Here is a 26,944-nt window from a genome sequence, read left to right on the forward strand (position 1 = left end):
CGACGCGGCGAGTCGAGGGATTCTTCCCGGACTCGACTGCGGAAGGTCTCGGGGCGAGGGGCGTGCGCTACGCGGGGATCAGCGTGTACTTGGGGGTCAGGTACTCGTGGATGCCCTCGAGTCCGCCTTCGCGGCCCAGGCCCGACTGCTTCACCCCACCGAAGGGCGCGGCGGCGTTCGACACCAGGCCCGTGTTGAGACCCATCATGCCCGTGTCGATCCGGTCGATCATCCGCTGCCCGCGTGCGAGGTCGCGTGTGAACACGTAGCCGACCAGACCGAACTCGGTCTCGTTGGCACGGGCGACGGCCTCGTCCTCGGTGCTGAACGTCGAGATCGCGAGCACCGGGCCGAAGATCTCCTCGCGCAGGATGTCGCTGCCGGGCTGCACGTCGACGACCACCGTCGGCTCGAAGAAGTATCCGTCGCCGTCCGGCGCGGTCCCTCCGGTGAGCACTCGGGCACCCCGCGACACCGCGTCGGCGATGAGGGAGCCCATCGATGCCACGGCGCGGTCGTCGATCAGCGGTCCGATGGTGACGCCTTCGTCGGTTCCGCGTCCCAGCCGCAGCGCCTGCACCCGCGCCGTGACGCGCGCTGCGAAGTCGTCGGCGATCGACTCGTGCACGATGAACCGGTTGGCCGCCGTGCACGCCTGCCCGATGTTGCGGAACTTCGCCAGCATCGCACCGTCCACCGCCTTGTCGAGGTCGGCGTCGTCGAAGACGACGAACGGGGCGTTGCCGCCGAGCTCCATCGAGGTGCGCAGCACATTCTGGCCGGCCTGAGCCAGCAGTCGCCGGCCGACCGGGGTCGACCCCGTGAACGAGAGCTTGCGCAGCCGCGGGTCGGCGATGATCGGCTCGGAGAGCGCGCCGGCGGTGCTGGTCGGCACCACGTTGACGACTCCGGCCGGCACCCCTGCGTCTTCGAGCAGCTGCGCGAACAGCAGCGTGGTGAGCGGCGTGAGCTCTGCCGGCTTGACGACCACCGTGCAGCCGGCGGCGAGGGCGGGAGCGATCTTGCGGGTGGCCATCGCGAGCGGGAAGTTCCACGGCGTGATCAGGAAGCACGGTCCGACCGGGCGCTGCGAGACGACCATCGTGCCCGTGCCTTCGGGGTTCTGTCCGTAACGGCCGCCGATACGCACCGCCTCCTCGCTGAACCAGCGCAGGAACTCGCCGCCGTAGGTGACCTCGCCGTTGGCCTCGGCCAGCGGTTTGCCCATCTCGAGCGTCATCAGCAGCGCGAAGTCGTCGCGGCGCTCCTGCAGCAGGTCGAACGCCCGCCGGAGGATCTCGGCGCGGGTGCGGGGCGGGGTCGCCGCCCACGCCTCCGCCGCCTCGACGGCCGCGTCCAGAGCACGGATGCCGTCCTCCGGGCGCGCATCGGCGATGCGCTTGATGACGCGGCCGGTCGCCGGGTCGCTGACCTCGATGGGGTCGCGCTCCCCGGCCTCCCAGCGGCCTCCGATGTACAGGCCGTCGGGCACGCGGGCGAGCAGCTCCGCCTCGCGCGCGCCCAGGGCGGGCGCGGGCTGGTCTGGCGCAGACGGCGCGGGCGCGGCCGCGCCTGCCGTCTCGGTCACGGTCGTGTCGGCGGCGCTCATGCGTTGACCAGCGCGTCCGCGACGATGTCGAGGCCCTCGACGAGCAGGTGATCCGGGATGCTCAGCGGAGGCAGGAACCGGATGACGTTGCCGTACGTGCCGCAGGTCAGCAGCACGACGCCCGCCGCGTGGACGGCGGAGGCGACGGTCGAGGTGAGTGCGGCATCCGGCTCGCCCGTCACGGGGTCGACGAGCTCGATCGCGACCATGGCCCCACGTCCGCGGACCTCGGCGATGCGGGCATCCGCCGCCTTCAGCGCCCCGAGCTTGTCGAACAGGATGTCACCGATCTCGCGGGCGCGCTCGGCGAGGTTCTCGGTCTCATAGGTCTCGATGGTCGCGAGAGCGGCCACGCAGGCGAGCGGGTTGCCGCCGTAGGTGCCACCGAGGCCGCCGAGCTGCGGTGCGTCCATGATCTCGGCGCGACCGGTCACTGCGGAGAGCGGCAGGCCGCCCGCGATGCCCTTGGCCGTGACGATGAGGTCGGGGACGATCCCGAACTGCTCGGAGGCGAACATGGTGCCGGTGCGGGCGAACCCGGTCTGCACCTCGTCGGCGATGAACACGACACCGTTGGCGGACGCCCACTCGGCGAGCGCCGGCAGGAAGCCGTCGGCCGGGACGATGAAACCGCCTTCGCCCTGGATCGGCTCGATGATGATCGCCGCCAGGTTGGAGGCGCCGACCTGCTTCTCGATCTGCAGGATGGCGCGGGCCGCCGCCTCGGCGCCGGTCAGGCCGCCGTCGCGCAGCGGGTACGACGCGGGCGCCCGGTAGATCTCCGGAGCGAAGGGTCCGAAGCCGTTCTTGTACGGCTGGTTCTTGGCGGTGAGGCCCATCGTGAGGTTGGTCCGGCCGTGGTAGGCGTGGTCGAAGGCGACGACGGCCTGCTTGCCGGTGTAGTGGCGTGCGATCTTGACCGCGTTCTCGACGGCCTCGGCGCCCGAGTTGAAGAGGGCGCTGCGCTTGGCGTGGTCGCCGGGGGTGAGGCGGTTGAGCGCCTCGGCGACGTCGACGTAGGAGTCGTACGGAGCGACCGTGAAGCAGGTGTGGGTGAACTGCGCGAGCTGGGCGGTCACGGCCTCGACGACCCGCGGGGCGGAGTTGCCGACGCCGGTGACGGCGATGCCCGAGCCGAAGTCGATGAGGGAGTTGCCGTCGACGTCGACGAGCACGCCGCCTCCGGCTGCGGCGGTGAACACGGGGATGGTCGCACCGACGCCGGCGGCGACAGCCTGGGACTTGCGCTCCATGCGCTTGCGCGACTCGGGGCCGGGGATGGGGGTGACGAGCCGGCGCTCCTGTGGGAGGGCGGGCCCGCCGATGACGGTGGCGGGGGTGTCGACGATGGTCATGTGGGCATCGTATGGAGGCTCGCGCACCAGAGTCATCGACACCTCGTACAATTGCCGTGCCCGCATTCGACACGCTGGCAGATCGGAGGCGTCGTGCCCGCCAGCCTCGCTCAGCTGCTCGCCCGCCCCGAGCTCGCCCTGCGGCTGCTCGCGCCGGTTCCGGAGGAGGCGCTGAGCCGTGCCATCCCGTGGGTGCACAGCTCCGAGCTCGCCGACCCCACCCCCTTCCTCAGCGAAGGCCACGTGCTCCTCGTCACCGGGGCCCCCGACGACGTCGACCCGTATGTCGCGCGGCTCGTCGCCCACGGCATCGCCGGTCTCGGCTTCGGAACGGAGGTGGTCCGCGACGGGACGCCCGACGCCCTCGTCGAGGCCTGCCGACGCCACGGGCTCCCCCTCTTCGAGGTGCCGTACCGCACGCCCTTCATCGCGATCGCCCGCTTCGTCGCCGACCGTGTGGCCGCCGACACGTACGCCCGCAACACGTGGGCGCTGCGGGCATCCCGTGCCATCTCGCTCGCCGCGCTGCGACCGGATGCCCTGGGAGCCACCCTCGCCGAACTGGCCCGGCAGCTCGACCGGTCCGTCGCCCTGGTCGGGGCCGCGGGAGCCGTGGAGCAGGTGTTCCCCGCGCACGCGCTGAGCGCATCCGCCCGCCTCGCACTCGCCGATGCGGTCGAGCCGCTGCTGCGCCGCCGCCGCCGGGCGGCCGGCACGGCGCCCATCGGCGAGAAGACCTTCGAACTGCAGACCCTCGGCGCGCCCGGCCGTCTGCGCGGAGTGCTGGCGATCGGGGGCGACGGTCCGCTCGACCAGGCCGCCCAGCAAGTGGTGACAGGCGTCGTGGCGCTGGCCGGGCTCGCCCTCGAGCAGAGCCGGGCGACGGATGCGGCGCGCGCCCGCCTGCGCACGGCCGTGTGGCGCGCCCTCCTGGCCGGGGATCGCGCACTTGCGGCGGCGATCGCCGAACCGGTCTTCGGCGACCTCCGGGACGGGCCGGTGCGGGTCGCGCTGCTCAGCGGACCCGCCCTCGACGCTGCGGCCGACTGGCTCGAACTGCACTCCGACGCCTTCTTCGCCCGCGACGGCCGGGACCTGGCGGTGCTGGTGGCCGGTGGGCCGGGGGCGGCGGACGGCGGCGACGGCGCGGGCGGCAGCGACGGCGCTGGCGGCGGCGACAGCGACCGCGGGGACGCCTCTGCCGGTAGCCGTGGGGACGCGCCCGACGAAGTCGCCGCCCTCTCCGCGCGCTTCGACCTGCGTGCCGGCGTCTCGGGAGTCGTCTCACTCACGGGACTCCCCCGCGCCGTTCAGCAAGCGGTCGCCGCCCGCGACCGCGCTACGCCCGCCACGCCCGTCCGCATGTTCGACGAGCTGGCCGCGGGAGGGATGCTCGCCCTTCTCCAGACCGACGACGCCCGCACCGTCGCCGCCGCATCCCTCGCCCCGCTCCTCGCCGCCGACCCGTCGCTGCCCGCCACCCTGCTCACCTGGCTCGACCACAACGGTGTCTACGACGTCGCCGCCCGCGAGCTCGGCATCCACCGCCACACTCTGCGCGCCCGAGTCGCCGATGCCGAACGCCTGCTCGGCCGCGACCTCTCCGGATTCGCCGCCCGCGCCGACCTCTACGCCGCACTCCGTGCCGCCGGCTGAGTCCCCATCCGCGCCGCCGCTAACTCCGGAGATCTGCACCCTCCGACTGCCGAAACCCCCTCGTTCCCCGCGACACGCCGCATCCGCCCCGCACACCTCCGGAGTTACCAGCACCACCCGCCTGAATTCAGGAGTCCCTGCAACCGATCGACACCTCCCCGACTGTGCTCAGCGCGCAGACGGGGCAGAATGGCCGGATGAGCACTCCGATCTCCGGGACCCACTACGGCCTCACCGCAGGCGACTACCACGCGACCATCGCGACGGTCGGCGCCACCCTCCGCACGCTCGAGCACAAGGGCCGACCGCTGGTCGTCCCCTTCGACGCCGACGAGGTGCGTCCGGCCTTCCGCGGCGCGACGCTCGCCCCGTGGCCCAACCGGGTCGTCGACGGCCGCTACACCTTCGCGGGCACCGAGCAGCAGCTCCCGCTCACCGAGCCGGCGCGAGGCCACGCCCTCCACGGCCTCGCCGCGTGGCTGGATTTCAGTGTGGTCGACCACTCGGGGAGCAGCGTCACCCTGGCCGCGACCATCGAGGCGCAGGCGGGATACCCGCACCGCATCGATGTCGCCGTCGTCTTCGAGCTCGACGAGAACGGCCTGCACACCACGGTCACCGCGACCAACACCGGCCGGGATGCGGCGCCCTGGGGCACCGGACCCCACCCCTACCTCGTGGCCGGGTCCGGCCGCGTCGACGACTGGACCCTGACGCTCCCGGCGGACATCGTCCTGACCGTCACCGACGACCGCCTCATCCCGGTCGCGAACGCCGACGTCGGCACCGAGGCCGGAGGTGTGTTCGACTTCCGCACAGCGCGCGCGATCGGCGACACCTTCATCGACCACGCGTTCACCGGACTCGCGCGCGACGCATCCGGTATCGCCACCGTCACCCTTCGCAGCCAGGACGGCACCGGCACGGAGATGACCTGGGATGCCGCCTGCCCGTGGGTGCAGGTGCACACGGCCGACAACCCGGCCTCGGACGCGCACCGCGCCGGGCTCGCCGTCGAGCCGATGACGTGCCCGCCCGACGCGTTCAATTCCGGAGTCGACCTGATCGTCCTCGAACAGGGCGAGTCGACGACGGCCGGCTGGGACATCCGGGCCGTCTAGCCCCGACACCCGGGCCGCCCACGCCTGCCACCCGGCCCGGCCGCGCCGCCCGGCCGCGCCGCCCGGCCGCGACGCCTACCCGCTCTTCGCTTCGCGCATCGCGTCGAGCCGCACGCGCAGCGACGCGATGAGCAGGTCCACGCCGAGGTCGAACGCTTTGTCAGCCCGGATGCCCCCCGGCTCGCCGCCCGCGACGAGCCTTCCGAGCGCTGTGCCGGGCTCGGCCTGCCACACCTGCGGCGGCGCCGAGAGGTCGAGCCCGGAGCCGAGCGCGAACGCATCGAGCACCGCCACGATCACCAGCACCTCCTCGTCGGGGAATCCGGCCGACAGCAGGGCCTCGGCGAGCGCCTCGTAGTAGCCGAGCACGGTCACGTCGGTGACCGGCTTGCCGACCAGCAGCGGCAGGACGAGCGGATGCTCCGCGAACATCGACCGCTGCGCCCGCACGACGTACTCCACGACGCCGTGCCAGGTGAGCCCGTCGGGGACCTCGATTGCGGAGCGCACCGCGAGCCGCCCGCGCATCAGTTCGACGATCGCGTCTCTGCCGTCGACGTGGTTGTACAGCGACGACGGCGTGACGCCCAGTTCCCGGGCGAGCGCGTTCACTCCGAACGGCTTGCCCGCGTCGACGAGCTCGATCGCGGCGTCGGCGATGCGGTCGGCGCTCAGGATGGGCGATGTCGGTCTCGGCAACCCGTCCCCTTCCGTTCGAGGCCTGCACTGTGCATAATAAACGAACACTATTCGTTTTAGCATCCGGATGGAACCATGACCTTCACCCTCGTCCGCGCGACGACCCCTCCCGCATCCCTCGCCCGCGTGCCCGGCAGCCGCGACGACAGCGCGCCGCTCCGCATCGGGGTCGTGCAGCACGCCTGGCAGCCCGACACCGACGCGCTCACCGCCGAGCTCAGCGCCGCCGTCGCCGCCGCAGCAGCCGAGGGCGCGCAGATCGTGTTCCTCCCCGAGCTCACCCTCTCGCGCTACCCCGCCGACACCGTGCCCAACGGCCGGGCCGACGAACTGGCCGAAGATCTCGAGACCGGACCGACCCGCCGCTGGGCCGCAGAAGCCGCCGCCGCCAACGACGTGTACGTGCACGCCTCCCTCTACGAGCGGACCGGCGACGCCGACGGCCGCGGCCTCAACACCGCGATCGTGGTCGCGCCCTCGGGCGAGATCGTCGCGAAGACCCACAAGCTCCACATCCCCGTGACCGCCGGGTACTACGAAGACAAGTACTTCCGCGCGGGGCCGGCCGAGCATCCGTATCCCGTGCACGAAGTCGCAGCGCTCCCGGGCGTGCGGCTCGGCCTCCCCACCTGCTGGGACGAGTGGTTCCCCGAGGTCACCCGCGCCTACAGCCTGCAGGGCGCCAACGTCCTCGTCTACCCGACCGCGATCGGCTCCGAGCCCGACCACCCCGAGTTCGACACCCAGCCGCTCTGGCGCCAGGTCATCGTCGGAAACGGCATCGCCAACGGCACTTTCATGGTGGTGCCCAACCGCATCGGGTCCGAGACGCGACCCGACGGCACCCCCGGCAACACGTTCTACGGATCATCGTTCGTCAGCGACCCCTACGGCCGCATCCTCGCCGAGGCGCCGCGCGCCGAGCAGGCCGTGCTCATCGTCGATCTCGACCTGCCGCAGCGCGACGACTGGCTCGACCTGTTCCCGTTCCTCGCCACGCGCCGTCCCGACACCTACGAACTCCTCGGCGACGCCCGATGAGCTGGCGGATGCCCCACGAGGGCGAACGGCACGAGCGCACCTGGCTCGCCTGGCCGACCACCGGATACACCCTCGGAGACACCCCGGAGGAGGCCGAGGAGGCCCGCACGACCTGGGCCGCGGTGGCCAACGCCGTCGCCGAGTTCGAGCCCGTCTCCGTCGTCGTCGACCCGCGGGACCGCCACCTCGCCCCGCGCTACCTCTCCGCCTCGATCGAGTTGCACGAGGCGCCCCTCAACGACGCGTGGATGCGCGACATGGGGCCGACGTTCGTGCGATCGGATGCCGGCGAGCTCGGCGCCGTGGACTGGGTGTTCAACGGCTGGGGCGCACAGGACTGGGCGCACTGGGACAAGGACAGCCTGATCGGGGCCCGCGTCGCCTCCTGGTCGGGTGCGCAGCTGATCTCGAGCGACCTGGTGAACGAGGGCGGCGGGATCCACGTCGACGGGGAGGGCACCGTGCTCGCCACCGACACCGTGCAGCTCGACCCCGGGCGCAACCCGGGCCTCACCCGCGCCGACGTCGAGGCCGAGTTCGCCCGCACGATCGGCGCGACGAAGACGATCTGGCTGCCGCGCGGCCTCACCCGCGACTCCGAGCGCTTCGGCACCCGCGGGCACGTGGACATCGTGGCGACCTTCGCCCGGCCCGGCGTCGTGCTGCTGCACGCCCAGCGCGACGAGTCGCATCCGGATGCCGCGGTGTCGCGCGAAGTGCGCGCGGCTCTCGAGTCGGCGACGGATGCGGCCGGCCGCACTCTCGAGATCGTCGAGGTGCCGGCCCCCGCCACGCTTCGCGACGACGACGACTGGACCGACTACAGCTACATCAACCACCTGCTGGTCGACGGCGGCGTGATCGCGTGCAGTTTCGGCGACGCGCACGACGCGGAGGCGGCCGCTGTGCTCGCCGAAGCGTACCCCGGTCGCCGGGTCGTGACCGTGGACGCCCGCCCGCTTTTCGCGCGCGGCGGCGGCATCCACTGCATCACGCAGCAGCAGCCCGCGTAGCGCTCTCGCGCGATCCGTCGCTCAGCCCGACGCCGCCGCACTCGAGTCCGGACTTGCTGGCTCGAAAATCGGCGGTTCGACCCATTAAGTCCGGACTCGATTGCGGCGGCGGACTCGGAGATGCGCGAGAGGGGTGGGCGCGGCGCTCCACGACGGGCCGCGCCCAGCTTGTGGGGCGGTCAGGCCGCCGCGATGATCGCCTGCGCGTTCTCACGCCCGACGCGGATGGCGCCGTCGACGTGCTGGTATCCCTTGCCCGCCATGTCGCTGCACGAGAAGTGGATGGGCCCGACCGGCTTCCGCAGGTCGGCGCCGTACCGTGCCAGACCGCCCATGTCGAAGCTCGCCGCGTACGCGCCGCGCGTCCACTCCTCGCTGCCCCAGTCGCTCTCGTAGTACACGACCGGGCTGAGTGCCTGCTCGCCGTAGTAGTGCGAGAGCGACTCCAGGATGCGCGCCTTGCGCTCCTCGGGGGCGAGCCGGAAGACCTCGTCGGCCGCCTCATCCGAGACGAAGCCCACCAGCGTCCCTCGCGGATCGCCGTCGTAGCTGTTGTCGTACGCCTCGTGCACGACCTCGTAGGGGCTGAACGCTGTGCCCGAGTATCCGGATGCCCGCCAGAACGGCGTCGCGTACACCGCATGCACCTTGATCACAAAGCCCATCGACAGATGCTGGTGCAGCTGCTGCTGCCGTCGCGGGAGCGGGGGCTCGTACGAGATGCGGCTGATCAGCACCGGCGGAACGGCGAGAACCGCGAAACGGGCGCGCACCTCCACTTCGTCCGCGATCGCGGTGACCCCGTGGTCGTCCCAGCGCAGGGTGCGCACCGGCGCGCCGAGATGGACGTCGTCGCCGAGCCGTTCGGCGAGCAGGAGGGGAACTTGCTGCAGGCCGCCTTTGACCCGCTTGTCGAGGATGAAGTCGGCGTCGACCAGGTTGGAGAAGCTGCCTGCCGAGGCCGCCATCAGCAGCGCTTGCAGTGCCGAGAAGGCGTGGGCCGGCTTGGTGAGCATCGCCCCGGCGATGAACATGCCGATGTTGCTGCGCGCCTCTTCGTCGTCGGTCTGGGTCTCCAGCCAGCGGCGGAACGAGATCTCGTCGAGCTCTTCGGCCAGCGGATGCTCCCACGGTCGGTCGGGGTCGATCTCGGCCACCAGCGCGTCCAGTTTGTCGATCAGGCTGACGATCTCGTGCTCGGTCTTCGGCGGCACCGGGAAGATCTCCCCTTCGAAGGTGCGTCGCTCACCGGTCGGGCTGATGTAGATGTTGAGCCCGTCGCGATACCGCTCGTACGTCTCCAGTCCGAGGTCGTCGAGGGTGCCGATGAGGGCGTCCTGGTCGGGCGACACCCACTGGCCGCCGATCTCGAGGGTGGCGCCGTCGACGTCGTCGGTCCAGAGCCGGCCGCCGACCCGGTCGCGCGCTTCGAGCACAGCGACGCTCAGTCCGGCTCTACGGAGTTCGGTGGCCGCCGTCAGCCCCGAGGCGCCTGCGCCCACGATGACGACGTCTCGTTCGATGCTGCTCATTGCGTGTCTTCCGTCCCGTACTGAGGTTCACGGCGATCGTAGGTCGGGCCGCCACGCGCTGGACTATACGCGGTGTACATCGCACGCGCATCCCGTCGACACCGTGGCGAGAGACAGCACGGCCCCGGATGCACGCCGCCGCGAAACCCGCATGGTTCTCGCAGCCTGAACGACGCCTTTTCGAACGCCCGCGGGTTAGCATGCCGCATGCCGGACGACGCACCCCGAGACGCTGACGACGATGTCGTCGTACCGTCGCGCGTGAACGGGTCGCCGTTGACCCCGTTCCGGCCGTTGCTGACCAGGCGGTCGTTCGTCGTCGCGGCCAGCGCGGTCGCCGTCGCCGGCGTCGCCGCGTCGTTCGCCGCTCCGGTGGCGCTCCAACGCCTGATCGCGCCGCCGCGCGGCAAGCGGGTGACGGAGCTCTTCGCCGCAGAGTCGTTCTCGGCGGCCCATCGCGGCGGTTCGGCCGACTGGCCGGAGATGTCCGCATACGCGTACCAGCAGGCGGTCGCGCACGGCGTCGACGCACTCGAGATCTCCCTCGCCCGCACGTCCGACGGCGTCTGGTTCGGGTTGCACGATGCCACCCTCGACCGAACCTCCGGCACGTCGGGGTTCGTCGCGGCGGAGCACACGTGGAAGGAGGTCGCGCGGCACCTGATCAGTGCTCGGGAGACGTCGGACCCGCGGCAGCGGGCGCGGCCGTATCTGCGTTTCACGGAACTTCTCGGCGCCTTCGGCGATTCGCACACGATCTTCGTCGATCCCAAGGTCGTGCCGGCGCAGTACTTCCCCGAGCTCGTGGCGCTGATGAAGCGCGTGTCCAAGCCGCGCGAGACGTTCGTGGCGAAAGGGTATTGCACGGCCGGTCAGTGGCCGCAGGTCGCCGCCGAGCAGGGCTGGAAGAGCTGGGGCTACTACTACGGCGCGGAGATCGAGGCGTCCCCCGACCTCCTGAGTTCCACGCAGGCCCGCTGGACCTCGCTCGGACTCGACTACGAGGCCTCGGCCGCCGCCTGGTCACGCGTCGGGGAGCTGGGCAAACCGGTGATCGGCCACATCATCCCGTCGCGAGAGGATGCCGACCGCGTCCGGCGACTCGGCGCCCAGGGACTCATGATCTCGGGTGTGACCGAGGTCCTCGGCTGACGCGTCCGCGGCGACGCACACGGTTCCCGCCCGCTCGGTGAGATGCAACGGCCCCGTGAAGACGCCCCCGGTCGGCTCACACACCGTGATCGCAGGGACGGCCACCGCTGGCGCGGCTGCCAGGCCGACCATCATCAGTGCGGCGACAAGAGAAGCCGCAACGCTCCGGAGAGCCATGGCGCACCCGACCTATCTGATCATTTCTTCAGGGCGTCGATCGCTTTCGCCGATCGGCACAGGATGCGTTCGCTATCGCCCGCACCTTGTTTCGCGTCTCCGCGGATGTCACCATTTCTACTGCAAATCAATGCAAACGCATGGATTTCTGTCCGTGCGAACCCAGCACATGTGTGCGTACTGCAACAAAGGAAAAAGAGAATGACCGAGTTCAATCTTGACAATGTGAAGGCTGCCCCCAGCGAAGATCTCATCACCCCCGAGAACAGCGTCTTCCTCTTCGTCGACCACCAGCCGCAGATGTTCTTCGGCGTCGGGAGCGGCGACCGCCAGTCGATCGTCAACGGCACGGTGGCCCTCGCTAAGGCGGCGAAGGCATTCAACGTGCCGACCGTCCTCACGACCGTCGCCGCCCAGAGCTTCTCCGGAAACCTGCTCCCGGCGCTGCGCGAGGTGTTCCCCGATGCGGACATCATCGACCGCACCACCATGAATGCGTGGGAGGACGAGAACCTCGTCAACGCGATCAAGGCCACCGGACGCCGGAAGATCGTCATCTCCGGTCTCTGGACCGAGGTCTGCCTTGTACTCCCCGTCCTGTCCGCGCTCGCTCAGGGCTACGAGATCTTCGTGGTCGCTGACGCATCGGGCGGAGTGAGCGCCGAGGCGCACGAGCACGCCCTCCTCCGCATGGTCAACGCCGGCGCCGTTCCCGTCACCTGGCTTCAGATCCTTCTCGAGCTCCAGCGCGACTGGGCACGTGGAGAGACCTACGTGGCCGTGACCGACATCGTCAAGGCTCACGGTGGCGCATACGGCCTCGGCCTGTCGTACGCCGGAGACTTCCTCGGCGGCAACGCCGGCTAGTCCGAGAATTCACGAACACGCCGAACGCCCGGCTGGGATCTCCCAGCCGGGCGTTCGGCGTATGCGGCATGCCGTTAGCCGGCTCCATTGTCGCCGTCAGCGAACGGCCTTGCGCCGTGCTCGTCTCTCGGCGACGCGTCGACGGATCATGCGCGCCGCCCTCTCCCCGACGACCATCCCCAGAAGGCCGACCAGCGCGATGGGGCCCGGCGCCGGCGACGGGACGTGGATGGCCCAGTAGACCGCACCCATCAGGATGCCGGCGCCGAGCGCGATGGCGCTGCTGCGCAGCACTCCTCGCCGGCTCACAGCAATCCCCCGAGGAGAGCCGGGCTGGCCCACAAGCCGAGCAGACCGAACAGTGCGATCACGGGCGGAGCGGGAGACGCGACCTTCAGAAGGGCGTAGAGCACTCCGATCAGCGCTCCCGCGGAAAAAGCAATGACGAAATTCATCCTGGACTCCGTTGGGTGAGATGGACGTGGGCCGGGAGATCGATCTCTCCCGGCCCACATGGATTGGTTGCTGCGCGCAGCTCGCTAGCAGTCCTCGAGCGGGTTGTGCGTGTGCTCGCGCACCTGCTCTCCGCGTCGTTCCCGCCAGGCACGCTGCTCAGCGGAGTCGTTCGAGGCTTCGACGAATCCGTTCGCCTGCTGCACCCCGGAGGGCGTGCGGTGGTATCCGCCGAACAGCGCGACGGGGCTCCATTCGATGGACGGGGCCTCGAGGACCTCGTCCTGTCCTTCGTACTGGTCCGACGCGTACACGACTCGGCCGCCGGCGATCGTGAGCTCCGCTTCGATGTACGGGATCACGGAGTCGGCCACGGTGAAGTAGTCGGCCGAGAGGATCGCGAGGTCGGCGTACTTGCCGACTTCGATCGTGCCCTTCTCGTCCGCCTCGCCGGAGAGCTTCGCACCCGCGACGGTGTACATCTCGAGAGCGGTCGCCCGGTCCACGATGTTCTCCCGGCTGTACAGCCGCGATCCACCGATATCCGTGCCGGTGGTCAACCAGTGCAACGCGAGCCAGGGGTTGTACGACGATACGCGTGTCGCATCGGTTCCCGCGCCGACGGTCAGACCGGCCTCGAGGAGCCTGGTCACCGGCGGCGCCCATTCCGTCGCGGCCTTGCCATACCGGTTCTCGAAGGCGGCGCCCTGGAAATACATCCGGTTCTGGATGGATACGTTTCCGCCGAGAGCCTTCACCCGGGCGATGCTGTCCTCGCTGATCGTCTCAGCGTGGTCGAACAGCCATGGCACGCCCAACGTGCCACCCGAGTCTTTCGCGATCTTCTCGAAGACATCCAGGTCATGGCGGATCGTCTCGTCGTACGTCGCGTGAAGCCGGAAGCCCCAGTCGTTCTCGATGAGAAGCCGCGCTGCCGCCTCCAGGTCTGCAGCCGCGTTATCGCGCAACTGCGGTCGGGGTTCTGCGAAGTTCTCGAAATCGGCGGGACTCCAGGCCAGGTTCTCACCGGCGCCGTTCGCCCGAAGCCACTGGTCGCCGTCGCCGGGTTTGACCATCCCGATCCAGCGACGGAGGTCGTCCAGCTCCTGGCCGGCCGTCTGCGGGAAGAGGTGGTAGGCGATCCGGATGCTCAACTCGCCGCGCTGCGCCAACTGCATGACGGTGCCGTAGTCGTCGGGGAAGTCCTGAAAACCACCCGCAGCATCGATAGCGCTGGTGAGTCCGAAGCGATTCAGCTCGCGGAAGAAGTGCCGCGTCGACTCGAGCTTCTGCTCGTCACCGAGGACGGGGCCTTTGGAGAGCGTCGAGTAGAGAAGGGATGCGCCTGGAGCCGCTAGGAGCAGGCCGGTCGGCTCTCCGGAGCGGTCGCGCACGATCTCGCCGCCGGGAGGGTTGGGAGAGTCCCTGGTGTAGCCGACCGCGGCGAGTGCCGCTCGGTTCATCAGCGCGGACTGGTAGAGGTGCATGACGAACACCGGGGTGTCCGGTGCGGCGGCGTTGAGCTCCTTCAGGGTGGGGAGGCGCTTCTCAGCGAACTGTTCCGGCGTCCACCCGCCGACCACGCGAACCCACTGGCCCTCCGGGGTGCGGCCGGCTTGTTCTCGCAGCATGTCGAGGGCGCGACGGAGGGACGGGACGCCGTCCCAGCGGAGTTCCATGAGGTAGTTGTTCCCACCGCGGATCACATGCGTGTGGGAGTCGTTCAACCCGGGAATCGCGCGCCGGTTGAGCGCGTCGACGACGCGGGTGCCTGTGCCGATGTGGCGGGCTACCTCCGCGTCACCACCGACAGCGACGAAGACGCCGTCTTTGATCGCCACGGCAGTCGCGGCAGGGTTGGCGGGGTCCCCTGTATAGATCTTCGCGTTGCGCACGACCAGGTCGGCACCGGTTCCCGCACTTTCGACCGGTCGCATTCCTCCGACCGGCATTGTTTTTGTTGCCATCTGAATTCCTCACATCTCGAGCCTCAGAAGAGAGGCGCACAGAAGGAAGATAGACACCTGGACCGGCATAAGTCCAAGATGTAAACTAGCTAAGACCAATCGTTGTATGCGATCGCAACCGAGGAGCCCGACTGTGGAGCTACGTCACCTCAGATACTTCCTCGCCGTCGCGGACCTGAAGAATTTCACGCGAGCGGCTGAGCAGAGCTTCGTGGCGCAGTCCGCTTTGAGCCAGCAGGTGAGCAGACTCGAAAAGGAGCTCGGGACCCGCCTGTTCGTGCGCACCAGCCACAGCGTGGAACTGACCGCCGCCGGCGAGCTGCTGCTGCCCCATGCGCGCCGCATCGTCGCCGATGCCGCCCGCGCTCAGGCGGACATGCGTTCGCATCTCGGATTGGAGAAGGGACGGCTCTCGCTCGGCCTGATCCAGACGTCCGTCAGCCCGATCGATATCGTTCGCCCGATCGGCCGCTTCCACACTGCGCATCCGGAGATCGAGATCTCGATCGTCAACCAGCCGTCTTCAGAGATGGTCGACGGCGTCGTGCACGGGCTGCTCGATGTCGCGGTGGTCGGCGCCAGTCCTGACGAGTTGCCCGATGGGCTGGAGGCGCGACTGCTCGCCACCGATCCGCTGGTGGCCGTGATCGACGCCGAATCCTCGCGCAAACGCGTCGGACCGCTGACACTGAAGCAGGCTCTCAAGCATGGTCCGCTGATCAATTTCGCGCCGGGTACCGGCATCCGGCGTCACGTGGACGAAGCGCTGAAGCGCTCGGGGATCGAGCCCTCATCCGCCTTTGAGATGTCGCAGGTGATCGACATGGTCCGTTTCGCCGCGGTGGGCCTGGGCGTCGCGATCGTGCCTCACGCGCTGACCCTGCATGCCACCGCCGAAGCCGCGGACATCGAAGGCGACTATTGCGTGTTCGAGCTGCGCGACCAGTTGGCCGTGCATCCGGTGTCCGTCGTGTTCGACCCGTCACGGATCTCCGCGGCGGGTCGCCGCTTCCTCGATTTCCTGGATGGGTTCGACGATAAGTCGAACAGATGATCGCTAGCTGATCTGGCTGTTGGACGCATAGCCCTGAGACACCTGATGATGGATCCGAAGAAAGGGTCGATCACGATGGATATTGGGCTTCTCATAGTGCGTGTCGTGCTCGGTGCGTTCGTCGCCGTGCACGGCATCCAAAAGACGACGTACCTCTGGGGTGGCGGCGGACTCGAAGCGTCGAGCGCCGAGTTCCGCGCCGACGGTTTCGCCGGGGGCAAGGCCACCGCCTTCATCGCGGCGGGCACGCAGATCGCGGCCGGAGCCGCCCTCGTGCTGGGGCTCTTGACGCCGCTCGCCTCCGCGGGTGTCATTGCAGTGATGAGCATCGCAACCATCGTCAAGCTCCGACGCGGCTTCTGGTCCCAGGACGGCGGGTACGAGTATCCGCTGTTCCTGACCGCGCTCGGGGTCGCCGTGGCGTGGACAGGGCCTGGCGCGATCTCTCTCGACGGCGTCCTGGGGTTGTCAGCCCTGTGGGTCCCCGTCGTATCGATCGCTGCAACGCTGGCCGGCTTGGCGGGTGCAGCGGCCACCTACGTCGTTCTCCACCGTCGCGCATCCGTCACGGGGGGTGCTGCACTGTGAGCGGGCGCTTCGCCGAGAACTGGCGCGCAATCGCCGTCGCCCGCGGGAATCCGCACGGTCCGTTGCCCTTGCTTCTCGTACTCCTCACGGTTGTGACGGGGCTCGTGGATGCGTTCAGCTATCTGGAGCTCGGTCACGTCTTCGTCGCCAACATGACCGGGAACGTGGTGTTCCTCGCGTTCGCGCTGGGGGGAACGCCGGGGTTCATCTGGTGGGCTTCGATCCTCGCCATCGTGACCTTCAGCATCGGAGCATTCATCGGCGGCCGCATCCAGTCGACCTACGGAGGTCACCGCGGGCGTCATCTGCTCGTCGCCTCAGCGATCCAGGCCGCTGTTTTCGCCGCGTCCTTCATCGTCGCCCTGGTCGCGGCGCTTCCCTATGACAACATCCGGATCGTCATCCTGATCGCACTTCTGGGCATTGGGATGGGCTTGCAGAACGCGACGGCACGCGGATTGGCGATTCCCGACCTGACGACCACGGTGCTCACGTTGACGATCACCGGAATCTCCGCAGACAGCACGGCGGCGGGCGGCGCGGGCAGCAAGCTCGGCCGTCGTCTGGTCTCGATCGTGAGCATGTTCGTCGGCGCACTCATCGGTGTCGTGCTCGTCGGCCTGGGTCTGGCACCGTGGGCGATCTTCGGAGCGCTGCTGCTCCTTCTCGTCGTCGTGACCGTGACCGCCGTCTCCGCCCGCTCGACGGAGACCTGGACGGCGAAGAAGTAGTCGCGCTCGGCGCCGATCGGCTAATACCAGGCGCAGGGCACGAGGTCGGCGACCTTTGTCGTGAGCACCGCCGTCCCACCGATCACGGTCACCGTCCCGGCGCCGAGGTGTCCCAGGCCGACCAGGACGCCGCGCGGCACACATCCGCTGGGCGCGAGATACAGCGGCGACGAGGTCATGCCCGCCCAGCTGGTCGCGGACATCGCGTCGGGGAAGCCGGCACCGGTGGCGATGATGGCCGTGGATGCGTGCGTGTACGTCTTCGCGTTGACCGACTCGGCAGTGCCGTAGCGAGTGGGGCCCGCGAGCCGCGTGACCGCGTAACCCGCGTGCGTCAGCGACGCCGCCAAACCGGCGGACACGACCACGGTGCCGCCCACCAGCGCGATGTTCTTCACCTTGAGCGACGACAGCAGCAGAGCGGTCGACCGGTCGACAGTGCTCGCGCCGCCATTGACGAGCAGGATCGGTGCCCCCTTCGCGCCGGCCGCACTGCCGGCGGACAGGGCATCCGGGAAGTTCAGGCCCGAAGCCAGATAGACGGTGTTCGCCGTCGTGAACGCGCCCGCGACGACGGCCCGCGACGTCGCGAACCGATCGGAACCGGCTGCGCGCGACACGTTCGCCCCCGGCGCGGCCGTCCGCAGCTGCGCCAGAACGCGGTCGGATACCGAGGCGGGGCCACCGGCGACCACGATCGTCGACGGCTTCAGGCGCGCGACCTCGGCGGCGACGCTCCCCGGCAGGGCGCCGGGCGTTGTCAGCAGCAGCGGCCCATGGCGCTTCACTGCGGCGGGGCCGGCGGCGAGGGCATCCGGATAGTTCGCTCCCGACGCCACGTAGACGATGGGCGCGGTCCCCGGGAATTCGCGCTGCGACACGGCGACTGATGTCGCATAGCGGTTGCTGCCGGCCACGCGGTCGACGCCGAGCAACCGCACCGCGGAGATGGTCGTGTCTCCCGACGACGCACCCGACACGTAGGCGGTACGCGTCATCGCGCTCACGGCGACGTCGGCGGGGGTGGGGAGCGGTGTGGTCGAGAGGATGCTCTTCGTCGCAGTGCTGATCGTGACGAGCTCGTTCACCCGGCCGCCTTCGTAGGGCTGGGCGAGGGCGGCGTAAAGGGTCCCAGCGGTCGCATCGACGTCCAGCGACTGGACACCGGCCGGCACGGCGATGGTCGCGCTGACGGCGGCGGCGCCCCGGAGCACGACGGCGACGCTGTTGCTGGTGCCGGAGGGTGAGTGCTGAGAGACGTAGACCGTGCCCGTGCCCCTGTCGACGGCAGCGGTAGACGGAATCCCGGCGAGCGGGATCGTGCCGGTCAGCGTGTTCGATGTGGTGCTGATCGTGAACAGCGACGATGAGGAGAACCCCGCACCCGTCGCGTATACGATCCCCGCCGCCGAGTCGACTACGACGGCGACCTGGTTGCCGGACGGCAAGGCGATGGCTGTCGGGGTGACGGCCGTCCCGCCGATCGCTGCGGTGATCTGCGACGCGGTGAGCACTCTCAACCCGGGTGTGGCCGCCCCGCCCGGGCCGGCCATTCCCGCGACGTAGATCGACCCCGTCGCCGTGTCGACACCGATGCCGGCGACCCCATTGAAACTGCTCGGACCGAACACACCGAGAGGAATGGTCGCGACCAGCGCTCTCGTCGCCGCACTGAACACCGAGACGATACCGGTGCCGGCGTTGATGTCGCTGCCCGACACATAGACCAGGGCTCGGGCGGTGTCGATCGCCACGTCGGCGGGAACCTTCGGCAGCGGGAGGGTCTTCGACACCGCGTTCGACGTGAGATCGACGACCGAGAGGCTGCTGTGGACGCTGCCGGACTGGAGCGCGTACAGCGTATTCGTTCCGGCATCCACTGCCAGTGCCGGCACGGCGGCGAACGCGTCGCCGCCGGCGGGCACCGTCACGGTGCCGACGATGGCCGCTCGCTGAGTCACTGCATTCGCCGGCGCCGCCCCGAGGACGGTTCCCGCGAGCACCGCGGCGATCGTCACTCCGACAGCGAACCGCCTGACGTCCCGGCCCGTATCCGACATCGCTTTCCCCCCGTATTCGATTGAATCCAGAGCGATTATGGCAGTTGTCGAGCGCGCGTCCCGCGACGCGCCGTTCGTCGGCGGAAACGCGCGACCGTCGTTTGCCACTTGTGGTCGTCAACACGCCCGGGATGACGACCACAACTGGCAAACGACGAAGAAGTGGCGGCCGCCGTGCCTGCAGGCGCACGGTGCCCGGTGGAGGGCCATCTGCCAGGGCGGAGCGTTGCTGCGGCAGCCGGTCGAGCCTGTCTCCGCGAGTACGACGTGGCTCCCCTACTGAGCCCAATCGCCCGCCAACGCGACCGGGAAGCTGACAATCTCGGCCGTGAGATCCCGAGAACGCCGTTCAACCAGTTGCACCGAGAGTGTTGCAAATCACACCCAGTTCCCTGATTGGTATGGTGGGGCTGTGAAAACTCCCACAATCACCACCCGCGTCTCGCGGGAGCTGGGCATGGCGATTAACCACGGGATCTATCAGCCGGGAACTCGGCTGCCGGGTGAGCGGCTTCTTGCGGAGCGATTGCACGTGAGCCGCAGCACCATCCGGATGGCGCTGCAGGACCTGGAGCGACAGGGCCGTGTCGCCCGCTCGCCCCAGCGCGGATGGTTCGTGCCGAGCCCGACCGTCGGCGAACCGCCGAGCACGCTGGAGAGCTTCACCGAGATGGCCAGGCAGCGCGGGCACACTCCGACGGCCGAGGTGTTGGAGAAGTCGGTCAGATCGGCGACCCTTGACGAGGCCAATCGGCTCGGGATCGCCCCGGGAACCGAGGTGCTCGAGCTGGTGCGGCTGCGTGGGATGAACTCGACCCCGATCTGCGTCGACAGGAATGTGCTCCCGCTCGCGATCGCGCAGGCCCTCGTCGACCTCGACCTCACGGACGCATCGCTCTACGAGACTCTGCAGACGCAGTGCTCGGTGAGCATCTTCCGCAGTGCCTACAGCGTGCAGGCCGAGACGCCGACGGCCGAGCAGGCCACCCTTCTGCGCATCCCGCAGGGGAGTCCGGTTCTGGTCGGCAGGGAGATCGCCTACGACAGGGCCGGTGCGCCCGTGCTCCTGGGCCTGAACACGTACCGGGGCGATGCGTACCGGTTCCACGCTGACCTGTACCGCGCCGAATAGAGCGCACGCGGAAGAGGCCTCCGACCCGTCGCCGAATCGGAGGCCTTACGTGTTCCGCTCGATTCAGTGCAGCGGCGGAAGGATGTCCTTCTGCAGCTCGAGGAACTCGTCCAGCATCGCGACGGCGCGGTTGTGCGAGTCCACGACCGGGTCGAGCAGGATGGCCTGGAGCAGCTTCGCCTTCGACTGCTCGGCGTACGCCTGGACCAGCAGCTTGTGGATGCTCCCCTGCAGCCGGATCATGGCGAGCACGCCCTCCGGGAACTCGTCCATGGGGATCGCGACGAGCTCGCCGTCGACGACCCGTGCCGGAACCTCGACGACCATGTCGTCCGGCAGGCCGGGGATGGCGCCGCGGTTCGGCAGATTCACCGCGGGAAGGTCCCGCTCGACGCCGCAGGCGACCCACTCGATGATCGGGATTGCGAGCTCCTCCGACGACACGATCGGACGGTCCTCGAGGCTGGCCTCCAGCGTCTTCTGCGCGTGCTTCGGCGGGCTGTACGGGCGGTCGGTGTCCGCGAACCGGATCTCGTAGTACCACTCGGGCGTCGCAACGCCCTCGCGCCAGGGCGAGCCGTCGGCGGGGTCGTTGAAGTACTGGAGCTGGGCGGGCACGTAGTCGTCCGCCCAGGACAGGTACTCCCCGATGTGGTTGGCGCTCGGCGACGGCCACAGGCCGAACCGGCGGAGCAGGATGCGCGAGAGACCCACTTCGTGCCAGTCGGAGACCCAGTTCGCGTCGTGTTCCCGTTCGCGCAGGCGCGGGTAGAGGTCTTCACCCGTCTGGCGGTCCTGGATGCGCTGGAACCACGCGAAGTGGTTGATCCCGCCCGCGGCGAGGTCGAGTTGGGCGAGCGGGGTGTCGAGCAGCGCGGCGATCTGGCGCGCGCCCTGGAAGTAGCCGTGGCACAGGCCGACGACCTTCACCGACGTCAGCCGCGAGATGGCCTCGCATACCTTGTGCTCAGGGTTCGAGAAGTTGAGGAAGAGCGCATCCGGTGCCAGTCGCTCGATCGCGCGGGCGATCTCGAGAAGGGGGCCGAATTGACGGAGAGCGTGGAACAGACCGCCGGGGCCGCCGTTCTCGCCGTAGACCTGACGGAATCCGTACTTTCGCGGCACGGTGAAGTCCTGGGACCAATAGTGGTAGCGGTTCACCTCGATCGCGGTCACGACGAAGTCCGCGCCCGTCACGGCCTCGTCGAGGTCGGTCGTCGTCGTGACGGTGGCCGCGTGATCGAGCACGCCGATCAGGTGCCTCGCGTAGGCCGCCATCTCGGCGAGGGGAGCCGCGGCGATGTCCATGAGCGTGATGTCGAGACCCTTCTCGGCGATCGGCGTGCTCAGGAGGAGGTCGCGAATGATGGTGCCGGCGAACTCCCGGCTCCCTGCGCCAATGAGTGTTACTTTCATCTGCTACTTGTCTCCGATCTGGATGGTGTTGACCTTCTGTTCCCGTGCGATCCGGTGAGCCACGGCAACGGCTCCGAGCACGGGGGGTTTGTCGAGGATGGTGAGTGCGACGCCGGGGTGGTCCCTACCCATGGCTGCGGCGAACGCATTCTGCAGTAGTGCCTGACGCTGGATGACCGAGCCGCCGGCCACGACGCCGTCGGCGGGGACCCCGCGCTCGAGGAGCTGATGCACCAGCCAGGCGAGGTGCTCCCCCGCCTCGGCAATGACCTCGGCCGCGATTGCGGAGCCGTCATCGGCAGCGGCGAAGACCTCGGGAGCGTGGCTGCCCCACTCCTCCGCGGATGCCGCGTTCGTGACGGCCAGTGCGAGCTCATCGCCGTCGCTGGCTGCGAATGAGGCAAGCAGCCGCCGGCCGAGCTGGTCGAACGACCCGCCGCGGTCCAGCTCGCGCAGAACAGCCCGGGTGGCGTCGCGGACGAGGCCGGCGGCGCTGCCCTCGTCTCCGAGGAGCCAGCCCCAACCACCCGCGCTGACGAGCTCGCCGTTCGCGTCCCTGGTGGTGGCGATCGCCCCGGTGCCGACCACGACGCCGATGGCGCGCTCGTGACCCATTGCGGGTGCGATGAGCTCGGAATCGTTCATGACGGCGACCGGGCCGCTGAAGCGGGCACGCAGAGCGTGCTCCAGCTGGCGGCACTGCGCGGTGTTCTCGCAGCCGTGCGCGCCGACGGCGAGCGGCGCCGTCAGCACCTCCGGGCCGACGTGCTCGAGCAGGAGCGCGCGCAGCCCGTTGGCATCCGCCTCGAAGTCTCCGAGGCCGCCCCGCCACGAAGCAGACGGCACGACGATCTCACGAGGGCCCGATGCGGGATCCGATCCCGGTTCCACGGAAGGGTCGGCCGGAGCCACGACTATGTGCGTCTTCGTGCCGCCGATGTCGATGCCAACCACTCGGCTCATCAGTTCGTCCCTCACAGTCGGTCTCCTGGCGTGGCCCACCAACGTCGGCGGCGCCTCAACGCTAATCACACACAGCCCAGCTATGCCAGTTCGCTGGTGATTAACAACCAGATCGGACACTGGTCCGGTTCCATGGGGGCCGTTCAGGGGGCTATCAGGTGCGGTGTTGGAGTGTTGGTACCTCGAAGGACCGGCATATTGCGGTCTTGGGAGGCGGACATTACCGGACCAGTCACTGGAATGGTTGTTATTTCGTCCTCAAGTGGACTAACTGAGCTGGTTAAGAATAGCGTTGCTCCCGCGCTGCATATCGGCGTGAACGACTGGGCGACGAGTTAAAGGAGACTCGCATGAAGAAGCGGCACCTCGCTGGAGCGATTGCTGTAGCTGCCGGATTGGCTTTGGGCCTGGCGGGCTGCGCGCCGGGCGGATCCACGGCGGCGGACTCCTCCCGTCCCGTCTCGAAAGACGTGTCGGGCAAGGACGTCACGCTCAAGATCCTCGACTTCTGGCAGAACGACGAAGGCAAGTGGATGGACGCCGTCGTCAAGGACTTCGAGAAGCAGCACCCGAACATCACGATCAAGCGCACCACCCAGGACTGGGGCCAGGTGATGAACACGCTCAACCTGCGCCTCGCCGACCCGAACGGACCGGACATCGCGTTGGTCAACAACGGCTGGCAGTCGATGGGAACGCTGGCCAAGGGCGGCCGCATCATGAACCTCGACGCATACTCGAAGCTGTACGGCTGGGGCAAGGAGATCCCCGACACCATCTCGCGTCAGCTCGAGTTCACCCCGGACGGAAAGGAGATGGGGACAGGCTCGCTCTTCGCCACCCCGGCCGCCCGCTCCTCGCTGATCGGGCTCTACTACAACAAGACCATGCTCGACAGTCTCGGACTGCCAGTGCCGACCACTCTCGCCGAGTTCGAGAAGGACGCAGCGGCGATCAAGGCGGCAGGCAAGACGCCGATCGCGTTCGGCTCGCAGGACAAGGGGTCGGCGACGTCGATCCTGTTCGCGACGCAGAACCTCTACGCGCCGGCGGGCAAGATCGGTGACTTCGTCTACTCGAGCGGCAGCGTGCCCATCACGGACACCGGGATCGTCGACGCGGCGACCGATGTGAAGCAGTGGGCGGACGCCGGCTGGTTCACGCCGAACTACCCGGGCATCCAGTACGCGGACGCCCAGAACGACTTCCTGACCGGCAAGGCGGCCTTCCGCTTCGAGTACACCGGCTCCCTCGCGTTCTCCGAAGCGCAGAAGCAGACCTTCGGTTACGTACAGCTCCCGCAGGTCGAGGGTGACAAGGTCGTCGGCACCGGCGCATCCGCCGCCAACCTGGCGATCTCGACCAAGTCGAAGAACCCGGATGCGGCGGCAGCCTTCTTGGACTTCATGGCCAGCAAGACGGCCGCCCAGGAGGCGGTGGACCACGGCTTCCTGCCGCTGCTGCACGCCGACCTGTCCATTCCGAGCGGCAACCCGGAGCTGGCCAGCGAGATCAAGGCACAGCAGGCGCTCGACAAGGGCAACGGCTACGTGCCCTACTTCGACTGGTCCACCCCGACGATGCTGGACACGATCGGCGGCCAGCTGCAGCAGCTCTTCGCGGGTCAGGTCACGCCGCAGCAGCTCGGCGTGGCCGGTCAGAAGGACTACGACGCTTTCCAGGCGCAGCGGGCGAAGGGCTGAGACGATGACCTCGTCCGATCTGGTGCAGCGGCGGGAGACCCCCGCCGCTGCACCGGCGGCGCCGCGTCCTCCGCGCCCGTCCTCGAAGAAGAGCCGGCTGTCGCCGCTCGCTCGACGGCGCCGCTGGCTCGGGCTGGCGTTCGCGGCGCCGGCGCTCCTGTTCTACGGGTTCGTCGTGCTCGTCCCCATCCTGCAGAGCGTGAACTACTCGCTCTACAGCTGGGACGGCGTCAGCGCGGCCCGCTGGGTGGGGTTGAGCAACTACGTGTCGTTCTTCACTGACCCCGCGCTGATCGAGTCGCTCGGGCACGTGCTGGTGCTCGTGGTGTTCTTCTCCCTCATCCCGATCGCACTCGGCCTCATCTCCGCCGCCCTGCTGGGCCGCGGGAAGACCGCGGGCAGCGGTGTCTACCGCTGGCTGCTCTTCCTCCCGCAGGTGCTGACCAGCGTGGTCGTCGCCGTGATCTGGAAGCGCATCTACGGACCTGACGGTCCCCTCAACTCCGCCCTCCACGCCGTCGGTCTGGGCGACCTTGCCAAGAACTGGCTGGGCGACTTCACCTGGGCGCTCCCTGCGCTCGGCGTGATCGGCACGTGGACGGCGATGGGACTCTGCATGGTGCTGTTCGTCGCCGGTGTCGCCGCCATCCCGGGCGAGCTCTACGAGCAGGCCCGTATCGACGGCGCAGGGCCGATCCGCGAGTTCTTCTCGATCACCCTCCCCAGCCTGAAGGGACAGGTGGCCGTGGCACTGACGCTCACCGTCACCGGCGCGCTGCGGGCGTTCGACCTCATCTGGGTGACCACCCAAGGCGGCCCCGGCTCGTCGACCACTACGCCGGCCCTCCTGCTCTACCGCAAGGCCTTCCTCAACCCCGACGTCGGGATGGCCGCGGCGATCGGCATCATCATCGCAATCGTCTGCCTCATGGTCGCCCTCGTCATCACCCGCCTCTCCGAGGAGAAGAACGCATGATCTCCCGCTCCGAGCGCGTGCTCAACCACACCGTCCTCATCGCCGTGTCGATCTTCGTACTCTTCCCGGTCGTCTGGTTCCTGTTCACTGCGCTCAGCCCGGACCGCAGCGGTCAGCTCGACCTCCTGCATCCGCAGTTCGGCAACTTCATCACGGCCTGGAACGCCGGCGGCTTCGGTTCGGCGATGCTGGCCTCCGCCGTCATCACCATCGGCGCTGTCGTCGGCCAGACCGTGCTGGCGGTGCTCTCTGGCTTCGCCTTCGGGGTGCTCGGAGTCGCGGGGCAGAAGGTGATCTTCCCCCTCGTGCTGTTCGGGCTGATGATCTCGGCCGAGGTGTTCATCATCCCGCTCTATTACACGTTCCAGTCGATGGGTCTGACCAACTCCTGGCTCGGGCTCATCATCATCCAGATCGGGATGGGCGTGCCGTTCGGCGCCTTCTGGATGCGGGCCACCTTCCGCGCCGTACCTCCGTCCCTGATCGAGGCGGCCGAGATGGACGGAGCCCGGTCGTGGCGCGTGCTGTGGCAGGTGCTGATGCCTATCGCCCGGCCGGCCGTGCTCACGCTCGCCCTGCTGTCCTTCATGTGGACCTGGAACGACTTCTTCCTCTCCCTCGTCTTCATCGCCGACCCGGCCATCCAGCCGGCCACCCTCGCGCTCGGGGTCTTCCAGGGCAAGAACACCCTCGACGTGAACCTGCTGGCCGCCGGCTCGCTGATCGTCGCCCTCCCCGTGCTCGTCCTCTACGTGTTCTTCCAGCGCCACTTCATCAGTGGCGTGCTCAACGGCGCGATCAAGGAGTGAGCGATTCCGCTCAGCCCGATCCGTTCCTCAGACAAGGAGTCTCCATGCGCATCGCGCCAGAAGTCCTCGATACCGCCGACGACGTCGGCCGCGCGGCCGCCGAACAGATAGCCGACGCGATCGTCGCCGCCAACGCGGCCGGCCGGACGTTCGTCCTCGGCTGCCCGACCGGCCGGAGTCCTCTCACCACCTACGAACAGCTCGCCAGCATCGTCGCCGAGCGCGACCTCGACCTCAGCAACGTCGTCATCGCCCTGATGGACGAGTATGTGGAGCGTTCCGACGGCGGGCGGCGCGAGGATGAGTTCAGCGCCGTCGACCCAGCGCTCGCTCACAGCTGCGTCGGGTATGGAGAGCGCGAAATCCTCGGACGGCTTAACGCCGTCGCGCGACCGGAGCACGTCATCCCGGAACAGAACCTCTGGTACCCGGACCCCCGCGACGCGGACGGCGCGTACGACAGGAGGCTGGCGCAGGCGGGCGGCATCGACCTCTTCCTTCTCGCCTCCGGCGCGTCGGACGGCCACGTCGCCCTCAACCCCGTCGGCGCCGGCGCGGACACGGTCACCCGTGTGGTCGCGCTCGGCGACGACACCCGCCGCGACAACCTCGACACCTTCCCGACGCTCCGGAGTCTTGACGAGGCGCCCCGCTATGGGGTCACCGTCGGGATCTCCACGATCCGCAAGCTCTCCCGTTCCGTGATCATGGTCGTCACCGGCGAACACAAGCAGCCGACCGTGCGCAGGCTCGCCGCGGCGGACGCCTACGAGCCCGAGTGGCCCGCCACGGTCCTCACCCAATGCGCGTCCCCGCGCTTCCTCGTGGACCGGAGCGCCGCGGCGCTCCCGCAGACCACGCGCTGACCGC

24 protein-coding genes are annotated in these 26,944 nt (G+C 69.0%); 14 read left to right on the forward strand and 10 right to left on the reverse strand.

Features of this window, described 5'->3' with window-relative positions:
• Positions 1 to 67: 67 nt before the first annotated feature.
• Together ACFVV5_RS16820 and gabT are read right to left on the reverse strand one after the other, a co-directional pair.
• Positions 68 to 1,609 (reverse strand): NAD-dependent succinate-semialdehyde dehydrogenase, encoded by a 1,542-nt coding sequence (locus tag ACFVV5_RS16820; protein ID WP_387246387.1) that lies wholly within the window; start codon positions 1,607 to 1,609, stop codon positions 68 to 70.
• Positions 1,606 to 2,964 (reverse strand): 4-aminobutyrate--2-oxoglutarate transaminase, encoded by a 1,359-nt coding sequence (gene gabT, locus ACFVV5_RS16825; protein ID WP_387246389.1) that lies wholly within the window; start codon positions 2,962 to 2,964, stop codon positions 1,606 to 1,608. Before gabT ends, ACFVV5_RS16820 begins: the two co-directional genes overlap by 4 nt.
• Before the next feature lie 93 nt (positions 2,965 to 3,057).
• Here gabT and ACFVV5_RS16830 point away from each other — a divergent pair, with 93 nt between their 5' ends.
• Positions 3,058 to 4,620: a PucR family transcriptional regulator gene (locus ACFVV5_RS16830; RefSeq protein WP_387246391.1), complete on the forward strand. Its 1,563-nt coding sequence runs from the start codon at positions 3,058 to 3,060 to the stop codon at positions 4,618 to 4,620.
• Between the two features lie 197 nt (positions 4,621 to 4,817).
• Positions 4,818 to 5,741 carry an aldose 1-epimerase family protein gene (locus ACFVV5_RS16835; protein WP_387246393.1) on the forward strand — a complete coding sequence of 308 codons (924 nt, stop codon included), beginning with the start codon at positions 4,818 to 4,820 and terminating at the stop codon, positions 5,739 to 5,741.
• A gap of 75 nt (positions 5,742 to 5,816) precedes the next feature.
• Here ACFVV5_RS16835 and ACFVV5_RS16840 read toward each other — a convergent pair whose 3' ends face one another.
• The gene (locus ACFVV5_RS16840; RefSeq protein ID WP_387246395.1) at positions 5,817 to 6,440 is read right to left on the reverse strand and encodes a TetR/AcrR family transcriptional regulator; all 624 of its coding nucleotides are present in this window, start codon (positions 6,438 to 6,440) and stop codon (positions 5,817 to 5,819) included.
• Positions 6,441 to 6,515: 75 nt separating this feature from the next.
• Here ACFVV5_RS16840 and ACFVV5_RS16845 point away from each other — a divergent pair, with 75 nt between their 5' ends.
• Complete coding sequence (locus ACFVV5_RS16845; RefSeq protein WP_387246397.1) at positions 6,516 to 7,481, forward strand: nitrilase-related carbon-nitrogen hydrolase; 966 nt, start codon at positions 6,516 to 6,518, stop codon at positions 7,479 to 7,481.
• Between the two features lie 8 nt (positions 7,482 to 7,489).
• Positions 7,490 to 8,494 carry an agmatine/peptidylarginine deiminase gene (locus ACFVV5_RS16850; protein ID WP_387246399.1) on the forward strand — a complete coding sequence of 335 codons (1,005 nt, stop codon included), beginning with the start codon at positions 7,490 to 7,492 and terminating at the stop codon, positions 8,492 to 8,494.
• Between the two features lie 179 nt (positions 8,495 to 8,673).
• Here the strand turns inward: ACFVV5_RS16850 and ACFVV5_RS16855 are convergent, their stop codons facing one another.
• A complete protein-coding gene (locus tag ACFVV5_RS16855) occupies positions 8,674 to 10,026 on the reverse strand; it encodes a flavin monoamine oxidase family protein (RefSeq protein ID WP_387246401.1) in 1,353 nt (450 codons plus the stop codon).
• 207 nt (positions 10,027 to 10,233) lie between these two features.
• On the opposite strand from ACFVV5_RS16855, the gene ACFVV5_RS16860 reads away from it, so the two are divergent.
• The gene (locus ACFVV5_RS16860) at positions 10,234 to 11,178 is read left to right on the forward strand and encodes a glycerophosphodiester phosphodiesterase (RefSeq protein WP_387246403.1); all 945 of its coding nucleotides are present in this window, start codon (positions 10,234 to 10,236) and stop codon (positions 11,176 to 11,178) included.
• A 378-nt stretch (positions 11,179 to 11,556) separates the two neighbouring features.
• Complete coding sequence (locus ACFVV5_RS16865) at positions 11,557 to 12,222, forward strand: hydrolase (RefSeq protein WP_387246405.1); 666 nt, start codon at positions 11,557 to 11,559, stop codon at positions 12,220 to 12,222.
• Positions 12,223 to 12,318: 96 nt separating this feature from the next.
• Here ACFVV5_RS16865 and ACFVV5_RS16870 read toward each other — a convergent pair whose 3' ends face one another.
• The 3 genes from ACFVV5_RS16870 to ACFVV5_RS16880 form a co-directional block, all read right to left on the reverse strand.
• Entirely contained in the window at positions 12,319 to 12,531 is a 213-nt protein-coding gene (locus ACFVV5_RS16870; protein WP_387246407.1) for a DUF1427 family protein, read from the reverse strand.
• The gene (locus ACFVV5_RS16875) at positions 12,528 to 12,677 is read right to left on the reverse strand and encodes a DUF1427 family protein (RefSeq protein WP_387246409.1); all 150 of its coding nucleotides are present in this window, start codon (positions 12,675 to 12,677) and stop codon (positions 12,528 to 12,530) included. Before ACFVV5_RS16875 ends, ACFVV5_RS16870 begins: the two co-directional genes overlap by 4 nt.
• A gap of 84 nt (positions 12,678 to 12,761) precedes the next feature.
• Positions 12,762 to 14,642, reverse strand: coding sequence for an amidohydrolase (locus tag ACFVV5_RS16880; protein ID WP_387246411.1), 1,881 nt, complete (start codon positions 14,640 to 14,642; stop codon positions 12,762 to 12,764).
• A 133-nt stretch (positions 14,643 to 14,775) separates the two neighbouring features.
• Here ACFVV5_RS16880 and ACFVV5_RS16885 point away from each other — a divergent pair, with 133 nt between their 5' ends.
• The 3 genes from ACFVV5_RS16885 to ACFVV5_RS16895 all read left to right on the forward strand — a co-directional run bounded on the left by ACFVV5_RS16885 (position 14,776) and on the right by ACFVV5_RS16895 (position 17,015).
• Positions 14,776 to 15,696, forward strand: coding sequence for a LysR family transcriptional regulator (locus ACFVV5_RS16885; RefSeq protein ID WP_387246413.1), 921 nt, complete (start codon positions 14,776 to 14,778; stop codon positions 15,694 to 15,696).
• 75 nt (positions 15,697 to 15,771) lie between these two features.
• Positions 15,772 to 16,284, forward strand: a complete 513-nt coding sequence (locus tag ACFVV5_RS16890; protein WP_387246415.1) for a DoxX family protein — start codon at positions 15,772 to 15,774, stop codon at positions 16,282 to 16,284.
• Positions 16,281 to 17,015: a YoaK family protein gene (locus ACFVV5_RS16895; RefSeq protein WP_387246417.1), complete on the forward strand. Its 735-nt coding sequence runs from the start codon at positions 16,281 to 16,283 to the stop codon at positions 17,013 to 17,015. Before ACFVV5_RS16890 ends, ACFVV5_RS16895 begins: the two co-directional genes overlap by 4 nt.
• Positions 17,016 to 17,035: 20 nt before the next feature.
• Here the strand turns inward: ACFVV5_RS16895 and ACFVV5_RS16900 are convergent, their stop codons facing one another.
• Positions 17,036 to 19,033: a cell wall-binding repeat-containing protein gene (locus ACFVV5_RS16900; protein ID WP_387246419.1), complete on the reverse strand. Its 1,998-nt coding sequence runs from the start codon at positions 19,031 to 19,033 to the stop codon at positions 17,036 to 17,038.
• A gap of 454 nt (positions 19,034 to 19,487) precedes the next feature.
• Here ACFVV5_RS16900 and ACFVV5_RS16905 point away from each other — a divergent pair, with 454 nt between their 5' ends.
• The gene (locus tag ACFVV5_RS16905) at positions 19,488 to 20,207 is read left to right on the forward strand and encodes a GntR family transcriptional regulator (RefSeq protein ID WP_387246421.1); all 720 of its coding nucleotides are present in this window, start codon (positions 19,488 to 19,490) and stop codon (positions 20,205 to 20,207) included.
• Positions 20,208 to 20,270: 63 nt separating this feature from the next.
• On the opposite strand, the gene ACFVV5_RS16910 is transcribed toward ACFVV5_RS16905, so the two are convergent.
• Both ACFVV5_RS16910 and ACFVV5_RS16915 read right to left on the reverse strand, forming a co-directional pair.
• Positions 20,271 to 21,623, reverse strand: a complete 1,353-nt coding sequence (locus ACFVV5_RS16910) for a hypothetical protein (RefSeq protein ID WP_387246423.1) — start codon at positions 21,621 to 21,623, stop codon at positions 20,271 to 20,273.
• Between the two features lie 3 nt (positions 21,624 to 21,626).
• A complete protein-coding gene (locus ACFVV5_RS16915) occupies positions 21,627 to 22,586 on the reverse strand; it encodes an N-acetylglucosamine kinase (RefSeq protein ID WP_387246425.1) in 960 nt (319 codons plus the stop codon).
• 350 nt (positions 22,587 to 22,936) lie between these two features.
• Here ACFVV5_RS16915 and ACFVV5_RS16920 point away from each other — a divergent pair, with 350 nt between their 5' ends.
• Genes ACFVV5_RS16920 through ACFVV5_RS16935 form a run of 4 tightly spaced genes read left to right on the forward strand, consistent with a single transcriptional unit; the run spans position 22,937 to position 26,940 of the window.
• A complete protein-coding gene (locus ACFVV5_RS16920) occupies positions 22,937 to 24,289 on the forward strand; it encodes an ABC transporter substrate-binding protein (protein WP_387246427.1) in 1,353 nt (450 codons plus the stop codon).
• 4 nt (positions 24,290 to 24,293) lie between these two features.
• Complete coding sequence (locus ACFVV5_RS16925; protein ID WP_387246429.1) at positions 24,294 to 25,265, forward strand: carbohydrate ABC transporter permease; 972 nt, start codon at positions 24,294 to 24,296, stop codon at positions 25,263 to 25,265.
• Positions 25,262 to 26,074, forward strand: coding sequence for a carbohydrate ABC transporter permease (locus ACFVV5_RS16930; protein ID WP_387246431.1), 813 nt, complete (start codon positions 25,262 to 25,264; stop codon positions 26,072 to 26,074). Before ACFVV5_RS16925 ends, ACFVV5_RS16930 begins: the two co-directional genes overlap by 4 nt.
• A gap of 44 nt (positions 26,075 to 26,118) precedes the next feature.
• On the forward strand, positions 26,119 to 26,940 hold the full coding sequence (locus tag ACFVV5_RS16935) for a 6-phosphogluconolactonase (protein WP_387246433.1): 822 nt from the start codon (positions 26,119 to 26,121) through the stop codon (positions 26,938 to 26,940).
• Positions 26,941 to 26,944 lie beyond the last annotated feature (4 nt).

Origin of the sequence: Leifsonia sp. NPDC058248, from assembly GCF_042881905.1 — a bacterium.
In the GTDB taxonomy this organism is placed as follows: Bacteria; Actinomycetota; Actinomycetes; order Actinomycetales; family Microbacteriaceae; genus Leifsonia.

Bases quoted from the DNA above. Each gene is read 5' to 3' on its own strand.
- ACFVV5_RS16820 (WP_387246387.1), bottom strand. From the start codon at position 1,609: ATGAGCGCCGCCGACACGACCGTGACCGAGACGGCAGGCGCGGCCGCG.
- gabT (WP_387246389.1), bottom strand. From the start codon at position 2,964: ATGACCATCGTCGACACCCCCGCCACCGTCATCGGCGGGCCCGCCCTC.
- ACFVV5_RS16835 (WP_387246393.1), top strand. From the start codon at position 4,818: ATGAGCACTCCGATCTCCGGGACCCACTACGGCCTCACCGCAGGCGAC.
- ACFVV5_RS16845 (WP_387246397.1), top strand. From the start codon at position 6,516: ATGACCTTCACCCTCGTCCGCGCGACGACCCCTCCCGCATCCCTCGCC.
- ACFVV5_RS16850 (WP_387246399.1), top strand. From the start codon at position 7,490: ATGCCCCACGAGGGCGAACGGCACGAGCGCACCTGGCTCGCCTGGCCG.
- ACFVV5_RS16855 (WP_387246401.1), bottom strand. From the start codon at position 10,026: ATGAGCAGCATCGAACGAGACGTCGTCATCGTGGGCGCAGGCGCCTCG.
- ACFVV5_RS16860 (WP_387246403.1), top strand. From the start codon at position 10,234: ATGCCGGACGACGCACCCCGAGACGCTGACGACGATGTCGTCGTACCG.
- ACFVV5_RS16865 (WP_387246405.1), top strand. From the start codon at position 11,557: ATGACCGAGTTCAATCTTGACAATGTGAAGGCTGCCCCCAGCGAAGAT.
- ACFVV5_RS16875 (WP_387246409.1), bottom strand. From the start codon at position 12,677: ATGAATTTCGTCATTGCTTTTTCCGCGGGAGCGCTGATCGGAGTGCTC.
- ACFVV5_RS16880 (WP_387246411.1), bottom strand. From the start codon at position 14,642: ATGGCAACAAAAACAATGCCGGTCGGAGGAATGCGACCGGTCGAAAGT.
- ACFVV5_RS16890 (WP_387246415.1), top strand. From the start codon at position 15,772: ATGGATATTGGGCTTCTCATAGTGCGTGTCGTGCTCGGTGCGTTCGTC.
- ACFVV5_RS16910 (WP_387246423.1), bottom strand. From the start codon at position 21,623: ATGAAAGTAACACTCATTGGCGCAGGGAGCCGGGAGTTCGCCGGCACC.
- ACFVV5_RS16915 (WP_387246425.1), bottom strand. From the start codon at position 22,586: ATGAGCCGAGTGGTTGGCATCGACATCGGCGGCACGAAGACGCACATA.
- ACFVV5_RS16920 (WP_387246427.1), top strand. From the start codon at position 22,937: ATGAAGAAGCGGCACCTCGCTGGAGCGATTGCTGTAGCTGCCGGATTG.
- ACFVV5_RS16925 (WP_387246429.1), top strand. From the start codon at position 24,294: ATGACCTCGTCCGATCTGGTGCAGCGGCGGGAGACCCCCGCCGCTGCA.
- ACFVV5_RS16930 (WP_387246431.1), top strand. From the start codon at position 25,262: ATGATCTCCCGCTCCGAGCGCGTGCTCAACCACACCGTCCTCATCGCC.
- ACFVV5_RS16935 (WP_387246433.1), top strand. From the start codon at position 26,119: ATGCGCATCGCGCCAGAAGTCCTCGATACCGCCGACGACGTCGGCCGC.